General features: G+C 53.3%; 17 protein-coding genes and 2 other RNA genes. 16 read left to right on the forward strand and 3 right to left on the reverse strand.

The window, feature by feature from the left end; all coding sequences use genetic code 11:
* Positions 1–72: 72 nt before the first annotated feature.
* From R2I50_RS03755 to R2I50_RS03770, 4 genes are all read left to right on the forward strand, one after another.
* The gene (locus tag R2I50_RS03755; protein ID WP_316607770.1) at positions 73–672 is read left to right on the forward strand and encodes a helix-turn-helix domain-containing protein; all 600 of its coding nucleotides are present in this window, start codon (positions 73–75) and stop codon (positions 670–672) included.
* Positions 673–908: 236 nt separating this feature from the next.
* Positions 909–1,793, forward strand: coding sequence for a DegV family protein (locus R2I50_RS03760; protein WP_316607771.1), 885 nt, complete (start codon positions 909–911; stop codon positions 1,791–1,793).
* Positions 1,790–2,497 carry a hemolysin III family protein gene (locus tag R2I50_RS03765; protein ID WP_316607772.1) on the forward strand — a complete coding sequence of 236 codons (708 nt, stop codon included), beginning with the start codon at positions 1,790–1,792 and terminating at the stop codon, positions 2,495–2,497. The genes R2I50_RS03760 and R2I50_RS03765 overlap by 4 nt, the downstream gene beginning before the upstream one ends.
* Before the next feature lie 90 nt (positions 2,498–2,587).
* Positions 2,588–3,223, forward strand: a complete 636-nt coding sequence (locus R2I50_RS03770; protein ID WP_316607773.1) for a CHAP domain-containing protein — start codon at positions 2,588–2,590, stop codon at positions 3,221–3,223.
* 36 nt (positions 3,224–3,259) lie between these two features.
* Here R2I50_RS03770 and R2I50_RS03775 read toward each other — a convergent pair whose 3' ends face one another.
* Positions 3,260–4,891, reverse strand: coding sequence for a C1 family peptidase (locus R2I50_RS03775; protein ID WP_316607774.1), 1,632 nt, complete (start codon positions 4,889–4,891; stop codon positions 3,260–3,262).
* A gap of 108 nt (positions 4,892–4,999) precedes the next feature.
* On the opposite strand from R2I50_RS03775, the gene gpr reads away from it, so the two are divergent.
* On the forward strand, positions 5,000–5,902 hold the full coding sequence (gene gpr, locus R2I50_RS03780; RefSeq protein WP_316607775.1) for a GPR endopeptidase: 903 nt from the start codon (positions 5,000–5,002) through the stop codon (positions 5,900–5,902).
* A gap of 30 nt (positions 5,903–5,932) precedes the next feature.
* On the opposite strand, the gene R2I50_RS03785 is transcribed toward gpr, so the two are convergent.
* Positions 5,933–6,682 (reverse strand): ChbG/HpnK family deacetylase, encoded by a 750-nt coding sequence (locus R2I50_RS03785; protein ID WP_316607776.1) that lies wholly within the window; start codon positions 6,680–6,682, stop codon positions 5,933–5,935.
* 120 nt (positions 6,683–6,802) lie between these two features.
* Here R2I50_RS03785 and spoIIP point away from each other — a divergent pair, with 120 nt between their 5' ends.
* The 11 genes from spoIIP (at position 6,803) to ssrA (ending at position 16,176) form a co-directional block, all read left to right on the forward strand.
* A complete protein-coding gene (gene spoIIP, locus R2I50_RS03790; RefSeq protein WP_316607777.1) occupies positions 6,803–7,876 on the forward strand; it encodes a stage II sporulation protein P in 1,074 nt (357 codons plus the stop codon).
* Positions 7,877–7,993: 117 nt separating this feature from the next.
* Positions 7,994–8,458, forward strand: a complete 465-nt coding sequence (locus tag R2I50_RS03795; RefSeq protein WP_316607778.1) for a hypothetical protein — start codon at positions 7,994–7,996, stop codon at positions 8,456–8,458.
* A gap of 1 nt (position 8,459) precedes the next feature.
* Complete coding sequence (gene dusB / locus R2I50_RS03800; protein ID WP_316607779.1) at positions 8,460–9,425, forward strand: tRNA dihydrouridine synthase DusB; 966 nt, start codon at positions 8,460–8,462, stop codon at positions 9,423–9,425.
* A gap of 70 nt (positions 9,426–9,495) precedes the next feature.
* The gene (gene glyA / locus R2I50_RS03805; protein WP_316607780.1) at positions 9,496–10,749 is read left to right on the forward strand and encodes a serine hydroxymethyltransferase; all 1,254 of its coding nucleotides are present in this window, start codon (positions 9,496–9,498) and stop codon (positions 10,747–10,749) included.
* Between the two features lie 171 nt (positions 10,750–10,920).
* On the forward strand, positions 10,921–12,186 hold the full coding sequence (locus R2I50_RS03810; protein WP_316607781.1) for a replication-associated recombination protein A: 1,266 nt from the start codon (positions 10,921–10,923) through the stop codon (positions 12,184–12,186).
* A 141-nt stretch (positions 12,187–12,327) separates the two neighbouring features.
* Positions 12,328–12,426, forward strand: an RNA gene (gene ffs, locus R2I50_RS03815) — signal recognition particle sRNA small type.
* A 76-nt stretch (positions 12,427–12,502) separates the two neighbouring features.
* A complete protein-coding gene (dnaX, locus tag R2I50_RS03820) occupies positions 12,503–14,260 on the forward strand; it encodes a DNA polymerase III subunit gamma/tau (RefSeq protein WP_316607782.1) in 1,758 nt (585 codons plus the stop codon).
* A gap of 17 nt (positions 14,261–14,277) precedes the next feature.
* Positions 14,278–14,637: a YbaB/EbfC family nucleoid-associated protein gene (locus R2I50_RS03825; RefSeq protein WP_316607783.1), complete on the forward strand. Its 360-nt coding sequence runs from the start codon at positions 14,278–14,280 to the stop codon at positions 14,635–14,637.
* The gene (gene recR, locus R2I50_RS03830; protein WP_316607784.1) at positions 14,637–15,239 is read left to right on the forward strand and encodes a recombination mediator RecR; all 603 of its coding nucleotides are present in this window, start codon (positions 14,637–14,639) and stop codon (positions 15,237–15,239) included. Before R2I50_RS03825 ends, recR begins: the two co-directional genes overlap by 1 nt.
* On the forward strand, positions 15,239–15,697 hold the full coding sequence (gene smpB / locus R2I50_RS03835; RefSeq protein WP_316607785.1) for an SsrA-binding protein SmpB: 459 nt from the start codon (positions 15,239–15,241) through the stop codon (positions 15,695–15,697). The genes recR and smpB overlap by 1 nt, the downstream gene beginning before the upstream one ends.
* 138 nt (positions 15,698–15,835) lie before the next feature.
* Positions 15,836–16,176, forward strand: a transfer-messenger RNA (tmRNA) gene (gene ssrA / locus R2I50_RS03840).
* Between the two features lie 81 nt (positions 16,177–16,257).
* On the opposite strand, the gene R2I50_RS03845 is transcribed toward ssrA, so the two are convergent.
* Positions 16,258–17,373: a site-specific integrase gene (locus R2I50_RS03845; protein ID WP_316607786.1), complete on the reverse strand. Its 1,116-nt coding sequence runs from the start codon at positions 17,371–17,373 to the stop codon at positions 16,258–16,260.
* Positions 17,374–17,603 lie beyond the last annotated feature (230 nt).

A 17,603-nucleotide genomic window follows, 5' to 3' on the forward strand; every position in this document is an offset into this window, starting at 1 on the left:
GGAATGGGGACTTGATTTATCTACCTGCTTATGCTATACTTATGAAACTGATGATAATTAATTGGTGGTAATATGGAAGAGCGCAAGAAGATTGTTGCTGAAAATATAACAAAGCTCAGGACGTCGCTTGGTATGACTCAGGCGCAGCTGGGCGAGAAGCTCAACTACTCCGATAAAAGCGTATCGAAGTGGGAGCGCGGCGAATCGATTCCCGACGTCTTTGTCCTCAAGACGATCGCTGATCTGGCGGGCGTTACAGTTGATTGGTTGTTGAATCCGCATGATGAAGCAGAGGAGACGCCAAAGCCCGTTGACGAGCCCCGTCGCTACAGTCGTCGCTTCATTACACTGACTGTTCTCGCCGGTATCTGGGCCTTGGCAGTGCTGGTGTTCGTGGTGCTGTGGCTTGCCGGTATTTTCAGTTGGCTGGTGTTTGTCTGTGCGATTCCCGTTTCACTGATCACCCTACTGGTGCTCAACTCGATCTGGGGCGATCGCGCTTTGAATCTGTACATCATCTCGGGGCTTGCTTGGAGCATCATTACACTGATTTATCTGAGCGCTTTGGATCAAAACTGGTGGCAGCTTTTTCTGCTCGCGATTCCGGCTCAGATTATCATCATCTTTGCTTTTTCAATCAAGCCGAATCCCAAAAAACAGGATAAAAACTGAGTTTCTACTATGGGTAGAGTACCTTTGAGGCGCTCTACTCATTCTTTTTTTGCCGTAGAATGGCGAAGGGGCAACTGTAGATTGGATTTTGAGATGAATAGATTGCGATTTGACACGATCTGTGTACAATGATAGGTGTAAAAGACGGATGCAAAATTCCTGTCAGCAAATGTTTTCCGATTCCGTATCAGCACAAAGTATTGAACGGAAACGGTACGAAAGGGAGTTTTTTTACAATGAGTTATTTGATCAGTACCTGTACGACTGCCGATATGACCCCTGAGATGTTCGAGAAGATCGACGTACGCTATATCGGCTTTCACTTTGTTGTTAACGGAAAATCCTATACGGATGATCTGTACCGTAATATGAGCGCAAAGGAGTTCTACGGCTACATCCGCAACGGAGCCGATACCTCTACCTCACAGGTTTCCGTCGGCGAATACGTCGACTATTTCCGCGACCTTCTGAAGGAGGGGAAGGATATTCTGCATGTCTGCCTGAGCTCCGGTATCTCCAACACTGTCCAGAGCGCGAACGCTGCTGCAAAAATGTTGAAATCCGAGTACCCCGACCGTAAGATCTATGTCGTTGATTCGCTGTGTGCGTCTTCGGGCGTCGGTGTATTCGTCACCCTTCTGTCACAGAAACGTGCCGAAGGCGTAGATATAGACACCCTTTATCAGTGGGCGAAGGATAATTGCCGTTCGGTACAGCACTGGTTCTGCTCGACCGATCTGACCTACTATATCAAGGGCGGCAGAGTTTCCAAGGTCAGCGGCGTTATAGGCGGTATTTTCGAGATCTGTCCGCTGCTGTGCGTCAGCCCCGAGGGTAAGCTCAAGCCGATCTCCAAAATCCGTACCAAGAAGAAGGTGCTCACCGCGCTTGTGGATAAGATGGAGCAACATGCCGACAACGGCAGAAACTATGCCGGTCTGTGTTATATCTCCAACTCCGATTGTCTGGAGGATGCTGAGTTCGTCAGGGATCTGGTGCTCTCTCGCTTCAAGCATGTCAAGGACATCCCGATCTTTGATATCGGTACGACTATCGGCTGCCATACCGGTACCGGCACCGTAGCGCTGTTTTTCACCGGTGATGAACGCGAGGATTCATGATGAATACCTCCCGAGCCCTCAGGGGCGATTTGAGAGAGGAGAGACTGCAGCGTAAGGTTCCGCTCAGGGATTATACCCGAGGGGAAGAGATCGCCAATATGACGATCCATATAGTCGGAATCGCTTTTGCGATTGTAGCACTTGTGCTGCTGATCGTTACGGGCGCTTCTCATGATAACGGTTGGGCGATCGTCTCAGGCGCGATCTACGGCGCGACCCTACTCATCATGTTCATGGTATCGAGCGTGTATCACGGCTTGAAGCCCGGTAAGGCGAAGCGCGTCATGCGCGTGATAGATCACTGCGATATCTATTTACTGATCGCGGGTACCTATACGCCGATCCTGCTGGTCGCGATCCTTCCGCTTAATCCCGACGTTGCATGGGCGATCTTCGGCGTGGAGTGGACGCTCGCCGCCGTAGCGGTCACCTTGAATGCAGTAGATCTCAAGCGTTTTGAGAAGATTTCGATGGTTTGTTACATCGGTATGGGCTGGTGCATCGTAGCTGTGCTGAAGCTTGCTGTCGAAGCGCTGGGTAAGACGGGCTTTCTGTTGATCCTTCTCGGCGGTATCGCTTATACTTTCGGAGCGGTCCTCTATGCCGTCGGTAAGCGTGTACGTTATGTTCACAGCGTATTCCATGTTTTTGTTCTGATCGGCGCGATGCTGCAGTTCTTTGCTATCCTGTTTTATGTGATGTGATTAAAAGAAAGGCTCCTTCGGGAGCCTTTTTCGCATGTACATATTTTGTCCCGCTTCTGCATATACTTTTGGTATATAGGGAGTGATCAAATGGTAATCAAGATACGCTGGTCAGCGGTGCTGATGATTCTCCTCCTGACGGTATGTTCAGTCGCGGCGATCGCGGCGTCCGTCAGGCAGGAGCATGTACCGGAAACGGTACAGACGTTGCAGACGGTAAAAGCGACGGAGCCTACCGAACAAGCTACGCCGGACGAGTTGCCGACCGAGGCGGTACAGAGCGCTTTTCAGCCGCGGCTGAGAGCTCCGGAGCTGACAGATAACTGTTACTATTCATCGGACAATATTTTTTACAACGCGGGTTACGGAATGCCGAACTGCACCTGCTACGCGTGGGGCAGAGCTTATGAGCTGACTGGGAAAAAGCCCGAGCTTTCGCCGTATGATGCGGGAACATGGTTTGATTATAACCGCGACAACGGGATCTATGATTACGGCGACATTCCGCGGCGCGGAGCAATCGCATGCTGGAGCTATGCGGACGGCGGCCCGGGTCATGTAGCGGTTGTTGAGGAAATAGAAGGGGACAAGATGATCTGCTCCAACTCCGCCTACAGCGGCACGACGTTCTATCTTGATACTCTTCCGGTGGATAATCCGTCGCAGGGCAGAGATAACTGGATCTTTCAGGGATATATCTACGTTGACGGAGCAACAAGGGTATAGCAAAGGGGCTGTCGGAACAGCCCCTTTATCATTGTGTTATACGATGGTGTTCAGCTTGCGCTGCATGAGCGTGCAGTCGATGATATTTGCTTCACCGTCGTTATCATAGTCCGCCTGTCGAATCTGTCTGTCGGTAAATTCGATCATCTCGGCATGCATACGCTGTATCAAAGTGATGTCGATGATCGTGAATTCGCCGTCACCGTCAATATCGCCGAGAACTTCGTCGCTTGTGCATATAGCCTTGATGATGAAGGTACCGCCGATATCATCGTTGAGAATGCTCTTGTAGAAGTCCATCACATCGGTAGGCTCGATGTCATAGCCGATCATGAAGCTCTGACCTTTTTCCGACTCGGGGCGGAAGAGGTAGTTTCCGCTGCTGGTGAGCCATTCATCAACGCCGATACCGATATTCCCGCTGCCCTTGAGCGTTACCCCGATCGCTCCCTTGCCGATCGGAACGGATATGTTGTCGATCTCAGCACAGATATATCCTTGATGCTCGACTCTGCCCTCCGCTAAGGTTGTCCAAAGCGAAGCGTTGTCGGTCGGAACGCCGTTTTCATCAACCGGAATATAGCTGACGGTGTAGTCGGCGCCCTCGGCGGTCGATTCAAAGATTACCTTGTCGACGTTATGATAACCGTCGCTGAAATCCAGCACATTCGCATAAGTCATGCGGTTTGCGCGAGGATTAAGCTTCTTGATATAATTGAACTCATAGGTCGCTCCGTATATCTCGTTCTGCTTGATCTGTGTAACGGCGTTCATATCCGTGTATCCGGTGATCGCGTAGCTCGGACCGAAACGGGAATCAAAGAGATACTTATCCTCATAAGAAATCCAGAAGTAACCGTTATCGCCGAAGCTCGGACCCCAGCTGTTTTTGCACAGCCACGCACCGTTATTCTCCGGCTGATGGGAGGAATTGAAGTTAAGCCTGCTGTAGTTGTCATCCCAACCGACGATCTCAACCGCATGACCGTTGAGCTGATTTGTCGCCAAGCCTTCTTCATCAAAGTAGTAGGCGGTCGAGCTGTCGTTTAGGCTGCCGCCGTAGTAATGAAAGTTGCCGATCGCGCCGCCGTAGTTGTAGACGGCGGTCTTTACCGTATCTCTGTCAGAGGCGGCGAGGTAGACGATGGAGCTTACGCTGACATAGGGATAGAGGCTGCCCTTGAGCGTTTCAAAGTCACTCGTCGTCATGCTTTCCGGAAAGACGGAGTTGGTCAAAGCGCCGAAGGAGGTAAGATAACCCAGCGAGATGTAAGGATATCCCGCGTCGGAGATGCTTCTATGCCAGCCGTTCCCTCGCTCGTTGACGGTGCCCCAGTAGTTCATATGCATGGTGGACAGGTGCCCGGAACGTTTGTTGTTTTTGAGCATCAGCGTTTCCAGAGAAGCAGTGGAGCTGTATATCCAGCAGGTGTTATACTTCTGTTGGCGCACCGGCGTGACATATCCTATATCGCGGCTGCTGTATGCGCTCGGGAGAGCTGTGTCCGGTTCGAGCTCACTGCCGACAGCGGCATAATCCGCCGCTACAACGGCAACGTCGTCCGCATAGCCGGTTCCGGCGGCTTCGATCTCAGCGGCTCTTGCCGTAAAGCCTGCGCTTCCCAGTATAGTAAACGCGAGCAGCACGGAAAGAATTTTGTGTTTCATTTTATCACTCTTTACATTTTTATTCAATAAACATTATACACATTTATATTAACATACTGTTATCTGAATGTAAAGATTCTTTTCGTGCATAATAATGGTGATCGATAGATGAAATGGGGAATGACGATGGAACGCAGAACCGACCTCGCGGTCGAAGAACGCGAACTGCTGGGCGAAGATATCAAAGGCGCCCGGTACAGCGAGGAAGAAAGGGGAGGGCTGATAATCGAGCGCCTGTGCATCACGACCGAGCGGGCAGCGCAGCTGCTCAAAAAGCCGATGGGCTCTTATGTGACGATCGAGCTGCCGCCGCTGACGGATAACATCCGCGATACCGATACCCGCATCCGAACGCTGTCGGAAGAGATCGGACGATTACTTCCCGTGAACGGACTGGTGCTGGTCGCGGGACTGGGCAATATCGAGATCACGCCCGACGCGCTGGGACCCAAGACCGCGTCAAAGGTGCTCGCGACCCGTCATATCACCGGCGAGATCGCGCGTTCAACGGGATTGGACAGGCTCAGGGCAGTCGCTGTAATGAACACCGGCGTTACCGGTCAGACAGGGATCGAGACGGGTGAGCTGCTTATGGGGATCATCCGCAGTGTACGCCCTTCGGCGCTTGTCGTGATCGACGCGCTCGCCTCGCGCAGGCTCGAGCGACTCGGCTGTACCGTTCAGATCTCCGACGCGGGAATCTCTCCCGGCGCGGGGGTGGGTAACCATCGGCTGAGGATCGATCGCTCGACGATGGGGATCCCGGTCGTAGCGATCGGTGTTCCGACGGTCGTAGACGCACTGACGCTCGCGTTCGATCTGTTGGATATCGACGACGAGCGGATGGGCGTAGAACTCAGTAAGGCAGTCTCGCCCCAAGGTCGAAGTATGGTGGTCACGCCGAAGGAGGTCGACCTGCTGATCGACCGTGCGGCTCACCTGATCTCGCTCTCCGTCAATATGGCGCTCCAGCCCGACCTCGATACCGACGATCTGCTTGATCTCTTGTAAGAAAACCCCGCTGAGTACAGCGGGGCTTGTTTACATATCTTTGTACGAGAATAAAGTGAGTTTTGTGATCTGTCCGAGGTTCGGGAGCTTCATTCCCGTCGGGAAGCCATTCTCTGTTCCGCAGCGGTCGATCAGTACGCCGTCCCTGTCAAAATCGGGATGGACGAGTATCTCTGTGCTGTCAAAAATGCGGAGATCCGTGTTTTGGCGCAGCGCGCCGAAGTATCGTGTCGTCCGAATCTTCTGACGTTGCAGCCACTGATTGAACTCTGCATTGTGCATTCGTTCATGCTCCGGGATATCGCCGAAGTTTTTGCCGAGCCTTATTTTGTAGATCCCGTGTTCCTTGCAGGCGTGTACCGCGAGCGGCGCAATCACACTGCGGGTATGGATATAGTGGTGTGAGTCGGCGTGGGTAATATGGATTCCGGCGCTTTGCACCTTCTCGATCTGGGCGCAGAGCTCAAAATACACGGTCTCCTGCTCGCTTTCGGACAGAAGTCTGATCCGGTTGCCGCGATGGAAGAACCTGCCGTTCTCGACAAAGGCGTCACAGCTCTTGATACCCTCGGTCAGCGGCACGCCCTGAGTCAGATTCAGATGGATGCCGATCCTGTCGAAAAAGCCCTGCTCCTTCGCAAGCTTCACTGCCTCGTCGAAGTATTCACCGTTCGCCATGATGGTGGTATCGGTCACTAAACCGTCCCTGAAGCATTGCGCGATCGCTTTTGTGCAGTGCTCATTCATCCCGAAATCGTCCGCGTTGATAATGATACCCATACTAATCACCTGCTTTTATACATTCTATCATATGCGGTCGAGGATTGCAACCGAACAAACTATGTATAAACAGAGTCTGATCGGCATATAAATCTATCAAAATGTGTAAAAGGTGAGAGAATGAAGAAATCACGATGGAAGACGGTTTTGGCAATGATATCGCTGGCGCTCGTGGCGGGCGTATCTCTTTATGCAACGGCATACCGAGCGAGCGGATGTCTCCCACTGTCTGAGGACGCGGCGCTTCTCGCCGGCAGACTGCGCTTTATCAACGGCTCGCTTTCAGCACCGACCGAATCGGATAAAAAAGCTCCGACGGAGGTAAGCGAGAAACATAAGGTGAAAAAACCACTTGCAGATACACCGACGCAGTCTTCGGAGTCTGCCGAACGTCCGCAGAACTACAACCATACGGGAGCCTCATATCCCGTGGTGGAGACCTCGGTCACCAACGGCACAGAAACCTATGAGAATATTAATATCCGCAACACGACCGATTTTCCGCTCGATCCCGAAGCGCTTTTATCCGCAAAGCTGCCCTTTGATATCAAGGACAATCATTCGGTACAGGTGTTGATCTATCATACTCATACCTGCGAGAGCTATCTGCCGGAGGATACGGGCGAGTATTACGAGGATTTCTATCCTCGCTCCACCGATCCCGATCAAGGCGTGATGTCGGTGGGAGAGAAGCTGGTCGATACCCTGCGTGAGAAAGGGATCGGCGCGGTGCATGACAGTACCCTGCACGATTATCCGTCCTACGAGGGCTCGTATGCGCGTTCGTGGGATACGATCAGCAATTATGCCGAAAAATACCCGGATATCAAGATCACGATCGACCTTCACCGCGATTCGATGACCGCACAGGACGGCACCAAATATAAGCCGACCTTCACCTATAACGGGCAGAAAGCGGCGCAGATCATGATTATGACCGGTTATGATACGTCCGGAGATTTTCCCTTCTGGGATGAGAACCTGATATTTGCGATGCAATTGCAGAAGAAGTGTGAGGATATGTACCCGGGTATGACCCGTCCGCTAAACTTCGGCGAGTATGTCTATAATATGAATTTTAACAACGGTTCGCTTCTGATCGAGGTCGGTACCGACGCGAATACCCCCGAGGAAGCCTGTCGTACAGGAGAATATTTGGCAAATGCGCTGTCAAGTCTTTTACAAAACAAGTAAATAACTGTGAATAACCTCAAACTTAAAGTCCCGGTCTTGAAAAAAGTCCGGGGCTTTGCTATAATATGACACGTTGAAATAGGTAGGACATCATTCTTCTGCGGACATGAGGTACAAATGAAAAGACAAGCTATTCTTAACAAGTTCATATCGCTGTCCATCGTGCTGATCGCGGTACTCTCGCTGTGTACGCTTCACGCGTTTGCAGCGCCCGGAGATACTCCCTATGACAACAGCGTCCCCTATGCTGAGGGTGATCGCGATACGCCTATTGCGGACGGCTCCGTCCCCGACGACGTACAGACCGCTCCCGTTCCGATCGAACAGGAGCCGATCTATGAGTACATCTACGGTTATGATGAGGATGTGACCACCGGCTATGAGGAGCCCGAACACCTGCAGGAGCTGCCGCAGGTGAATCAGGGCGAGGTCATCGAGGCGACCGCCGTGGTGATCCCCGACGTAGCGGTATCCGATACGTCGATGTTTTCCGGTATTGTGATGTGGCTTTGTGTTGCGCTCGGTATCGCTGTATTGGTCGGCGTGCTGGTCAGTAAGCGCACCATGCGCAGAGGTCTGTGATATGCAGATCGGTGATTTAACACTGCAGGGTCACGCGGCGCTGGCGCCGATGGCGGGCGTGGCTGACCGTGCCTTTCGAGAGCTGTGTATGGAGTTCGGCGCAGGCTACTGCGTGAGCGAGATGGTCAGCTCTAAGGGTATCGCCTATCACTCGAAGAAGAGCGCCGAACTGATGGCGCTTTCCGATGCGGAGCGTCCCTGCGCGGTGCAGATCTTCGGCACCGAGCCCGAGACGATGGCGGACGCGGCGAGGTTCGCGATGCAGTACCGTCCCGAGGCCATCGATATCAATATGGGCTGTCCCGCTCCGAAGATCGCGGGCTCCGGGTCAGGCGCGGCGCTGATGCGCGATCCCGACCTGTGCGGAAGGATCGTTCATGCTGTCAGCCGTGCGGTGGAAATCCCTGTGACGGTAAAGATCCGCTCAGGCTTTGACGAAGACCACATCAACGCTGTCGAGGTCGCGAAAATTGTCGAAGAAAACGGCGCCCGGGCAGTGACCGTTCACGGAAGAACGCGCAAGCAGTTTTACGCGCCTCCCGTCAACTTCGATATCATCCGCGAGGTCAAGCGTGCGCTGACGATCCCCGTGATCGGCAACGGCGATATCTGTGACGTCGAGACCGCCGTGCATATGCTTGAGTACACCGGCTGTGATTATATCATGATCGGCAGAGGAGCGCTCGGCAATCCGTGGGTGTTCCGTGAGATCAATGAATATTTCGATAATGGAATTATAATTCCGAAACCGACGCTTGACGAAAAGTGCTCGGTTCTCCTCGGACATATCGAGCGTTTAGTCGCCTATAAGGGCGAGCGCGTCGGCATGCGTGAAGCACGTAAGCATACCGCTTATTATCTGAAAGGCTTCAAAAATGCCGCGAAGCTCCGTAACCTCGCCTTCTCGATGGAAACGCTCGCGGATCTGAGGACTTTGATCGACGAGATCAGACAAAGCAATCGTTGAGATTGCGTTTATATAAATATTGCATAGACCCAACAGACATGTATTTGAAAAAACATTTGGAGGTATATGAATGTACAAGGACTTAATGGATTCTATCGGTTTTGTCAGGAATTATGATGAGGAGATCGGCGGCGCGATGGCTCAGGAGCTGCAGCGCCAGCGTCAGAACCTCGAGCTGATCGCCAGCGAGAACATCGTTTCTCCCGCTGTTATGGCGGCGATGGGCTCTGTATTGACTAACAAGTATGCCGAGGGTTATCCCTCCAAGCGCTACTACGGCGGCTGCTACGCTGTCGATATCGCCGAGGATATCGCCCGTCAGCGTGCATGTGAGCTGTTCGGCGCCGAGCACGCTAATGTTCAGCCCCACTCCGGTTCCCAGGCGAACCAGACCGTCTATTTCGCAATGCTCGAGCCCGGCGATACCGTTATGGGTATGAGCCTTTCCGAGGGCGGTCACCTGACCCACGGCTCACCCGTCAACCTCAGCGGCAAGTACTTCAACTTCGTCAGCTACGGCGTTGATCCCGTGACCCATCTGATCGATTATGATAAGGTGCTGGAGATCGCGAAGGAATGCAAGCCGAAGATGATCGTCTGCGGCGCTTCCGCTTATCCCCGTGCGATCGATTTCAAGAGATTCCGTGAGATCTGCGACGAGGTCGGCGCTCTGCTGATGGTCGATATGGCGCATATCGCGGGTCTTGTTGCCGGCGGTCAGCACGAGAATCCCGTACCGTACTCCGATTTTGTTACCACCACTACTCATAAGACTCTCCGCGGTCCCCGCGGCGGTATGATCCTGTGCAAGGAGAAGTACGCCAAGGCGATCGACAAGGCGCTGTTCCCCGGTATGCAGGGCGGTCCGCTCATGCACATCATCGCTGCGAAGGCGGTTTGCTTCAAGGAAGCGATGCAGCCCGAGTTCAAGGCATATGCCGAGCAGATCGTCAAGAACTGCAAGGCGTTGGCTGACGGTCTTGTAAAGCGCGGCCACAAGCTGGTTTCCGGCGGCACCGACAACCATGTCATGCTGATGGATCTGCGTGAGGACGGCGTGACCGGCAAGGAGCTCGAGCATAACCTTGACGAGGTGCATATCACCGTCAACAAGAACACCATCCCCGGCGAGCCGCTCTCTCCGTTCGTTACCTCCGGTATCCGTATCGGTACCGCCGCCGTGACGACCCGCGGTCTTGTCGAAGAGGATATGGACGTGATCGCCGAGTGCATCAGCCTCGTGATCAAGGACTTCGAGGGCAACAAGGATGCGGTACTCGCGAAGGTAGCCGCCCTGTGCGAGAAGTACCCGCTTTATGAGTAAAGAGTGAATAGAGAATAGTGAATAGTGGCGGTGACTCGCTGTGCTCGAGCAATTATAATGATTCGGGTGCGGGTGTCCCGCCCTTCATTATTCAGTATGTATTATTCAAATACTAATCCTTGATAAAGGTTTTTATCAAGGATTAGTATCAATAATTCCGGAGGAATTACTATGAACACACCGCTTGCCGATCGACTGCGCCCGCAGTCGCTGGAGGATATCGTCGGACAGAAGGAGCTGCTGGCTCCCGGACGTCCCCTGCGCAGGATCATCGAGAGCGGGAATATCCCCAACCTGATCTTCTACGGTCCCTCCGGCGTGGGCAAAACGACGCTCGCCTCCTATATCGCGCGGATCACCAACCGAAGCTTCAAGAAGCTCAACGGCACCACCGCCTCTACCGCCGATATCAAGGAGATCGTCTCGAGCCTGAATACCTTTGAGGGGATGAACGGCGTACTGCTGTATCTGGATGAGATCCAGTACCTGAACAAGAAGCAGCAGCAGACCCTGCTCGAGTATATCGAGAACGGCTCGATCACCCTGATCGCCTCTACCACCGAGAACCCCTATTTCTATATCTACAACGCGATCCTTTCCCGTTCGACGGTGTTTGAATTCAAGCCCGTTGAGCCGTCCGAGATCCTTCGCGCCATCGAGCGCGCCATCCGTGTGCTCGGCGAAGAACTGGGTAAGGAGATTGCCTTCTCCGATGAGGCAAAGGCGCATATCTGCTCAGCATGCGGCGGCGATGTACGCAAGTCGCTGAATGCCGTCGAGCTCTGTGTGCTCGCGGCGGACGGGGAAGAGGTGCTGTCTGTCGATGAGGAGCTTGCGAAGTCCCTCACCCAGCGCTCCGGTGCTCGTTATGACCGCGACGGTGATTCTCACTATGACGTGATCTCGGCGTATCAGAAGAGCATGCGCGGTTCCGACGTCGACGCGGCGCTGTTTTATCTTGCGCGGTTGGTCGAAGCGGGCGATCTGATCTCCGCCTGCCGCCGCCTGGTGGTGTGCGCGTGTGAGGATGTGGGATTGGCGTATCCGCAGATCATCCCCATCGTCAAGTCCTGCGTCGATATCGCGATGCAGGTCGGCTTCCCCGAGGCGCGTATCCCGCTCGCCGACGCGGTGATCATGGTCTGTCTTGCGCCGAAGTCAAATTCCGGTGAGAGCGCGATCTCCGCCGCGCAGGAGGATGTGCGCGCAGGACTGGGTCAAGTCGTGCCCCGTCAGCTGCAAAACGTGCATTACGACGGCGAGGAACGCGCCGAAAAGGGTCAGAACTATATCTATCCCCATCTGTATCCCAACCACTGGACGTATCAGCAGTACCTCCCCGACGACATCAAGGATCATGTCTATTATCAGTACGGCGAGAACAAGACCGAGCAGGCTTATAAAGCGTATTGGGAAAGAATAAAGGGCAATCAATAAAAGCAGATCATTTTCGATATTCTACGGAATTATTCGGCGATATTTAAGCTGATAAAACGACAAAAATAAGTACTTGCTTTTATCATAGCAGTATGTTATAATAGCTTTGTTCGCAAGCCGTCCATGGTGTGGATAAGCGAGCGGCAGGCCCTGTACGATTTCCGGCCATGAATCATGTCAGGCGCGGAAGCGAGCAGCATTAAGTGTTCTCGGAGATGCGATACAGTAAGTCTGTCGTTCACTTATCTACATCACTCAGCCGTAATGGCTGCGGCTTGCGCTTTTCTTATTCCGTGATTGAAGGGAGAGATCAGCTGTGTATCAGGTATTATACCGCAAGTATCGTCCGCGTTCCTTTGAGGATGTGTACGGGCAGGATCATGTGACCGATACCCTGCGCAATGAGCTCAGGATGAACCGCGTCCACCACGCTTATCTCTTCACCGGCTCCCGCGGTACGGGTAAGACCACCTGTGCCAAGATTCTCGCCAAGGCTGTCAACTGCCTCGATATCCGCGACGGCGACCCCTGCGGCGAGTGCGCGAACTGCCGCGGCATCGACAGCGGCGAGATCCTCGACGTTGTCGAGATGGACGCCGCATCCAACCGCGGTATCGACGATATCCGCGCGATCATCGACGAGGTAGCTTTCGCTCCCGCACGCGCCAAGTACCGCGTATATATCGTCGACGAGGTGCACATGCTCTCGCGCGACGCGTGGAACGCCCTCTTGAAAACGCTGGAGGAGCCGCCCGCTCATGTTGTGTTTATCCTCGCGACTACCGAGGTGAATAAGATTCCCGAGACGATCCTGTCCCGTTGTCAGCGCTTCGACTTCCACCGCATCAGTCCCGCCGATATCTCCGCTCGACTGCATGAGATCGCCGGAAAGGAAGGCGTGACCCTCAGCGATGAGGCGGCGCTCCTGATCGCTGTGATCGCCGACGGAGCGATGCGCGACGCGATCTCTCTGCTCGACCGCTGTATCGGTATTTCGACGGATGTTTCCGCCGAGGTCGTCCGTTCCGCCGCCGGCTTAGCCGCTCAGGGTCATATCTTTGAGCTTGCGAACTGCGTGATCAACAAGAACGCGCAGAAGGCGCTTGAGATCATTGACAGCCTGTATAAGGACAGCAAGGATATGGCGTCGTTGTGTGAGGAATTACAGGGGCATTTTCGTTCCTTGATGCTGATCAAGACCGTCAGCCGTCCGCGTGAGCTGGTCGTCATGAGCGACCGCGAATTTGACGCGGCAGTGGCTCAGGCGGCGTATCTCAGCCTTGCCGACGTGATCTATGACATGGATGTGCTCGCCCGTGCGCGTTCGGGTATGCGCGACAGTGCGTTGCCGCGTATCGAGTTGGAGATGGCGCTCGTGAAGCTGTGCTCTCCCGAGCTTGATCAGACGGATAACGCGCTTTTTGCCCGAGTGACGGCGCTCGAAAAGACCGTGAAACTTCTGCAAAGCGGCGCGGTCACGGCTGCGTCGGCGGTACTGCCGGCAGCGCCCGTTCCCGAACCGGTCAGACAGCCTGAGCCTGTTCCTGTAAAAGAGGATAAGCCTGAGCCTGTTACGGAAGAGCCGAAGCCGGTACAGCCCGATTCGCAGCCCGTTATCGATGAATCTGAACCGCCTGCCGAGACGATTCCCGAGTTTTCCGCTCCGGCCGAGCCCGCGCAGCCTGTTCAACCGGCATCTCCCGCTCCCGCATCCCGCCGAAAGGGTGTGGATATGGAGGCACTGTATAACAATGCGACCCCCTTCTCGATGTGGCAGGACGTCGTATCGAATCTGCGCCATTATTCGCGCGCGATCTCGGCAGCGTTCGAAAACACCAATGCCTATGTCAGCGGCGACTATCTGTTGATCGAGACCGATCACGAGATCGCTTTCGAACTGCTTAAAAAATCCGCCCAGCGCGAAGAGATCCGCAAGGCGGTACAGGAGGTCACCGGCAAGGTCTATAAGCTCGGTCCTTACAAACTCCCCGAGAAGCAGGTGAGTAAGGACGAGGTCCTCGACAACTTTATCAATAAACTCAAATCCTCCGGCGTCAACGTCACGGAGGAATAACCGAAAGGATGATATAAATGAAAGCAAGATTACCCCAGGGTTACGGTGGCGGCGGCGCTCAGAACATCCAGCAGCTCGCTCGCCAGGCGCAGAAGATGCAGGAGCAGATGGAGTCTGCTACCGAGGAACTGAACGCTAAGGAATACAGCGCTTCCGCAGGCGGCGGTATGGTCAACGTGACCGTGTCCGGCGAGCTGGAGGTCAAGAAGCTCGAGATCTCTCCCGATGTTGTTGATCCCGAGGATATCGAGATGCTGCAGGATCTTGTCACCGCCGCAGTGAACGAGGCGATCCGCAAGGCGAATACCGATAAGGAAGAGACGATGGATAAGATCTCCGGCGGCATGAACCTCGGCGGACTGGGCGGCTTATTCTGATGGCTTCCTACAACGTAGCCCCTCTGCAGCGGCTGATCGAGCAGTTCGAGCGTCTGCCGGGTATCGGCAGCAAGTCGGCTCAGCGGCTGGCTTACCATGTGCTCAACATGTCTGAGGATCGCGCAAAGGAATTTTCCGAAGCCATCATCGACGCTCATCATAAGATACGCCGCTGTGAGGTCTGTTGTAACTTTTCCGATCAGGATCGCTGTCCGATCTGCCGCAACGAAAGCCGTGACAAGAGTGTGATCTGTGTGGTAGAGACACCCCGCGACGCGATCGCGATCGAGGGCACCGGCGAGTATAAGGGCGTGTATCACGTTCTGCACGGCGTAATCTCGCCCCTTAACGGAATTGGTCCCGACCAACTGACGATCAAGCAGCTGCTGTCCCGCCTGAACAACGGCGAGGTCACCGAGGTAATCATGGCGACCAATCCCACCGTCGAGGGTGAGGCGACCGCGATGTATCTCTCGCGACTGCTAAAGCCGCTGGATATCCGCGTGACGCGCCTTGCCTACGGTATCCCCGTGGGCGGCGATCTGGAATATGCCGACGACGTAACGCTCGCGCGAGCGCTTGAGGGCAGGAGTGAGCTGTGATGGATAATATCAAGATCATCGCCAATAATAAGAAGGCGTACCACGATTACTTTATCGAGGAGAAGTATGAGGCGGGTATCGAGCTCGCCGGTACCGAGGTGAAGTCTCTCAGACAGGGGAGAGTGAACCTAAAGGACAGCTGGTGCAGTATCGTCAAGGGTGAGCTGTTCGTCAACGGTATGCATATCAGTCCGTATGACCACGGCAATATCTGGGGCAAGGACCCCATGCGCGTCAGAAAGCTTTTGATGCATAAGCGAGAGATCAATAAGCTCTTCGGCACCCTGCAGCAGCAGGGTCTGTCGCTGATCCCGCTCTCGGTCTACTTCAAGGGCAGTTTCGTGAAGCTGGAGCTCGGTCTCTGTAAGGGCAAGAAGCTCTATGATAAGCGTGAGGACGCCGCCCGCAAGAGCGCCAAGCGCGATATCGAACGAGCCATGAAGGAGCAAAACCGATAAACCGTTAACGGTGATTGTTTCTCGCTTTGCTCGGTCAATTGTATCAGTATTCGTGCAAGCAAACTTCGTGTGTGATATACACAATTCATTTGCGGATACTACCGCAAATCTCACGCAGCGCGCAAGCGTTGCCTATATGGGGATGTAAAGGTTTCGACGGGGACGGCGAAGCTTGGTAAGCGAGTAGCGGTGAGGCGCCGCTCTAAAAGCCTCAACTTAAAAACAAACGACAACAATAAAGTTGCTTTAGCTGCTTAATGCAGCTCGTCTGCCCGGGAGTACCGCGCCCCGGGACAAGGCGTCGACAGCGGTTTCTGTGAACAGCCTACGCCTTTAAGCTGTCACACATGAAAGGCTACCGAAGCGACGAGCCTGTTATTGGGCGCGTCGTCGGGGGAATCCTAAAACAATAACTGCACTCGGAGAAAACCTTGTGGAACTGTTTTCGGACGCGGGTTCGATTCCCGCCATCTCCACCAAAAACGAAAGAACCTCGCATTTTGCGGGGTTCTTTTTCTTTTTGACATGAAATTAGCACGAATTTCATGGTCGTTTCTTTGTTACAAATTTTCGAGCATTTTTAAGGTTGCTTCTTCAGTGGACGGGTAGAGATGTGCGTAGGTTCTCATGGTGGTTTTGATATCTGAATGGCCAAGACGTCTTTGCACTTCAAGCAAACTGACACCGTTGTTGATTAACAGGGTCGCGTGACTGTGCCTGAATTCATGAATCGTGATGTGATGTAAGCCTGCCAACTCAGCGTAGGCGGTATTATGGTTTTCCAAATTAGTGTCGGTGATCGGCTTGATACCTCCGCAGAGCCGCCAGTCCTCGGTGAATTGACCGGTCTGCTCAAGGAGTGCCCGGTGATCCTCGATCACCTTCATCGCGTTCTTCGGCATTTTAACGTCCCGGTAGGATGACGGATTTTTCGGCGGCGTTTCCTCGTAGCCTTTGATCTTCTGATTGATGCTTCTACGCACATGGAATATATTGCCTTCGAGATCGGACCATTTCAGGGCGTTCATCTCACCCTTACGCAGTCCTGAATAGAAGAGCAGATAGAAGAACACACAGCATGCATAATCGGTTAGGTTGCGGCGACAGCTCAAAGCCGCCTGATAGTAGCGGTCAAACTGTTCCAGAGTATAGTATTGGTACTGCTCCGGCTTCGCTGTGAAGTAGGCGTCTTTGAATTTACCGACGTTCCGTAAGGGATTCTTCGGCAGGTATTCCATTCTCACAGCATAGTTGAGCAGGGCGTTCAGCTCGCGAATCGCATTATTCTTTGTTGATATCATGATATCTTTCTGACCGAGTCTGTTCTTCCATTCTTGAAGGACCGGGACAGTGAGGCGATCAATTCGCTGATTGGAAAGATCAGTGTTGAGCACATGGTTTTTGAGAATGGATTTTGTCTTGTTCAATGACGATGTGCGTACCTCGTGAACCTTAGTCGCGATATACTCCTCATACAGTTGACGGAGGGTGATTCGCTTTGAGAACTCCTTCTCCTGTACCTTCCGCTCCAGCGCAGCTTCGGCATTCTTTGCTTCGGTTCTACCATATACTCGCTGTGAAAGCTGTTTATATTCGCCGTTGGTATCGGTATAGTTGACGACGACGCGGTACTGGGTTTTTCCGTCCTTCGTCCTTCCGGTTTTGTAAATAGGCATAAAAATCCCCCTTGTTCAAAAATATAGTTTGACACAAGGGGCACAAATAAGTATAATCTACTATAGACGTTGACGCGTCTTATGTGTGACCCCTGTGGTTACGCGAGCCGCTCTATCCTGCTGCAACAGGGTAGGGCGGTTTTTTTATTTAATTAAAATAAAAGTGATAAAGTTTTAATTACAGAGTTAAAAACAGCGTGTATTTTTAACTCACTTTAATTAAGAAGTAA

Source organism: uncultured Ruminococcus sp., from assembly GCA_902785355.1.
Lineage (GTDB): Bacteria > Bacillota > Clostridia > Oscillospirales > Acutalibacteraceae > Ruminococcoides.

Bases quoted from the DNA above. Each gene is read 5' to 3' on its own strand.
- glyA (WP_316607780.1), top strand. From the start codon at position 9,496: ATGTACAAGGACTTAATGGATTCTATCGGTTTTGTCAGGAATTATGAT.
- R2I50_RS03760 (WP_316607771.1), top strand. From the start codon at position 909: ATGAGTTATTTGATCAGTACCTGTACGACTGCCGATATGACCCCTGAG.
- R2I50_RS03810 (WP_316607781.1), top strand. From the start codon at position 10,921: ATGAACACACCGCTTGCCGATCGACTGCGCCCGCAGTCGCTGGAGGAT.
- recR (WP_316607784.1), top strand. From the start codon at position 14,637: ATGGCTTCCTACAACGTAGCCCCTCTGCAGCGGCTGATCGAGCAGTTC.
- R2I50_RS03845 (WP_316607786.1), bottom strand. From the start codon at position 17,373: ATGCCTATTTACAAAACCGGAAGGACGAAGGACGGAAAAACCCAGTAC.
- R2I50_RS03825 (WP_316607783.1), top strand. From the start codon at position 14,278: ATGAAAGCAAGATTACCCCAGGGTTACGGTGGCGGCGGCGCTCAGAAC.
- smpB (WP_316607785.1), top strand. From the start codon at position 15,239: ATGGATAATATCAAGATCATCGCCAATAATAAGAAGGCGTACCACGAT.
- gpr (WP_316607775.1), top strand. From the start codon at position 5,000: ATGAAATGGGGAATGACGATGGAACGCAGAACCGACCTCGCGGTCGAA.
- R2I50_RS03755 (WP_316607770.1), top strand. From the start codon at position 73: ATGGAAGAGCGCAAGAAGATTGTTGCTGAAAATATAACAAAGCTCAGG.
- R2I50_RS03770 (WP_316607773.1), top strand. From the start codon at position 2,588: ATGGTAATCAAGATACGCTGGTCAGCGGTGCTGATGATTCTCCTCCTG.
- R2I50_RS03775 (WP_316607774.1), bottom strand. From the start codon at position 4,891: ATGAAACACAAAATTCTTTCCGTGCTGCTCGCGTTTACTATACTGGGA.
- dusB (WP_316607779.1), top strand. From the start codon at position 8,460: ATGCAGATCGGTGATTTAACACTGCAGGGTCACGCGGCGCTGGCGCCG.
- R2I50_RS03765 (WP_316607772.1), top strand. From the start codon at position 1,790: ATGATGAATACCTCCCGAGCCCTCAGGGGCGATTTGAGAGAGGAGAGA.
- spoIIP (WP_316607777.1), top strand. From the start codon at position 6,803: ATGAAGAAATCACGATGGAAGACGGTTTTGGCAATGATATCGCTGGCG.
- R2I50_RS03795 (WP_316607778.1), top strand. From the start codon at position 7,994: ATGAAAAGACAAGCTATTCTTAACAAGTTCATATCGCTGTCCATCGTG.
- R2I50_RS03785 (WP_316607776.1), bottom strand. From the start codon at position 6,682: ATGGGTATCATTATCAACGCGGACGATTTCGGGATGAATGAGCACTGC.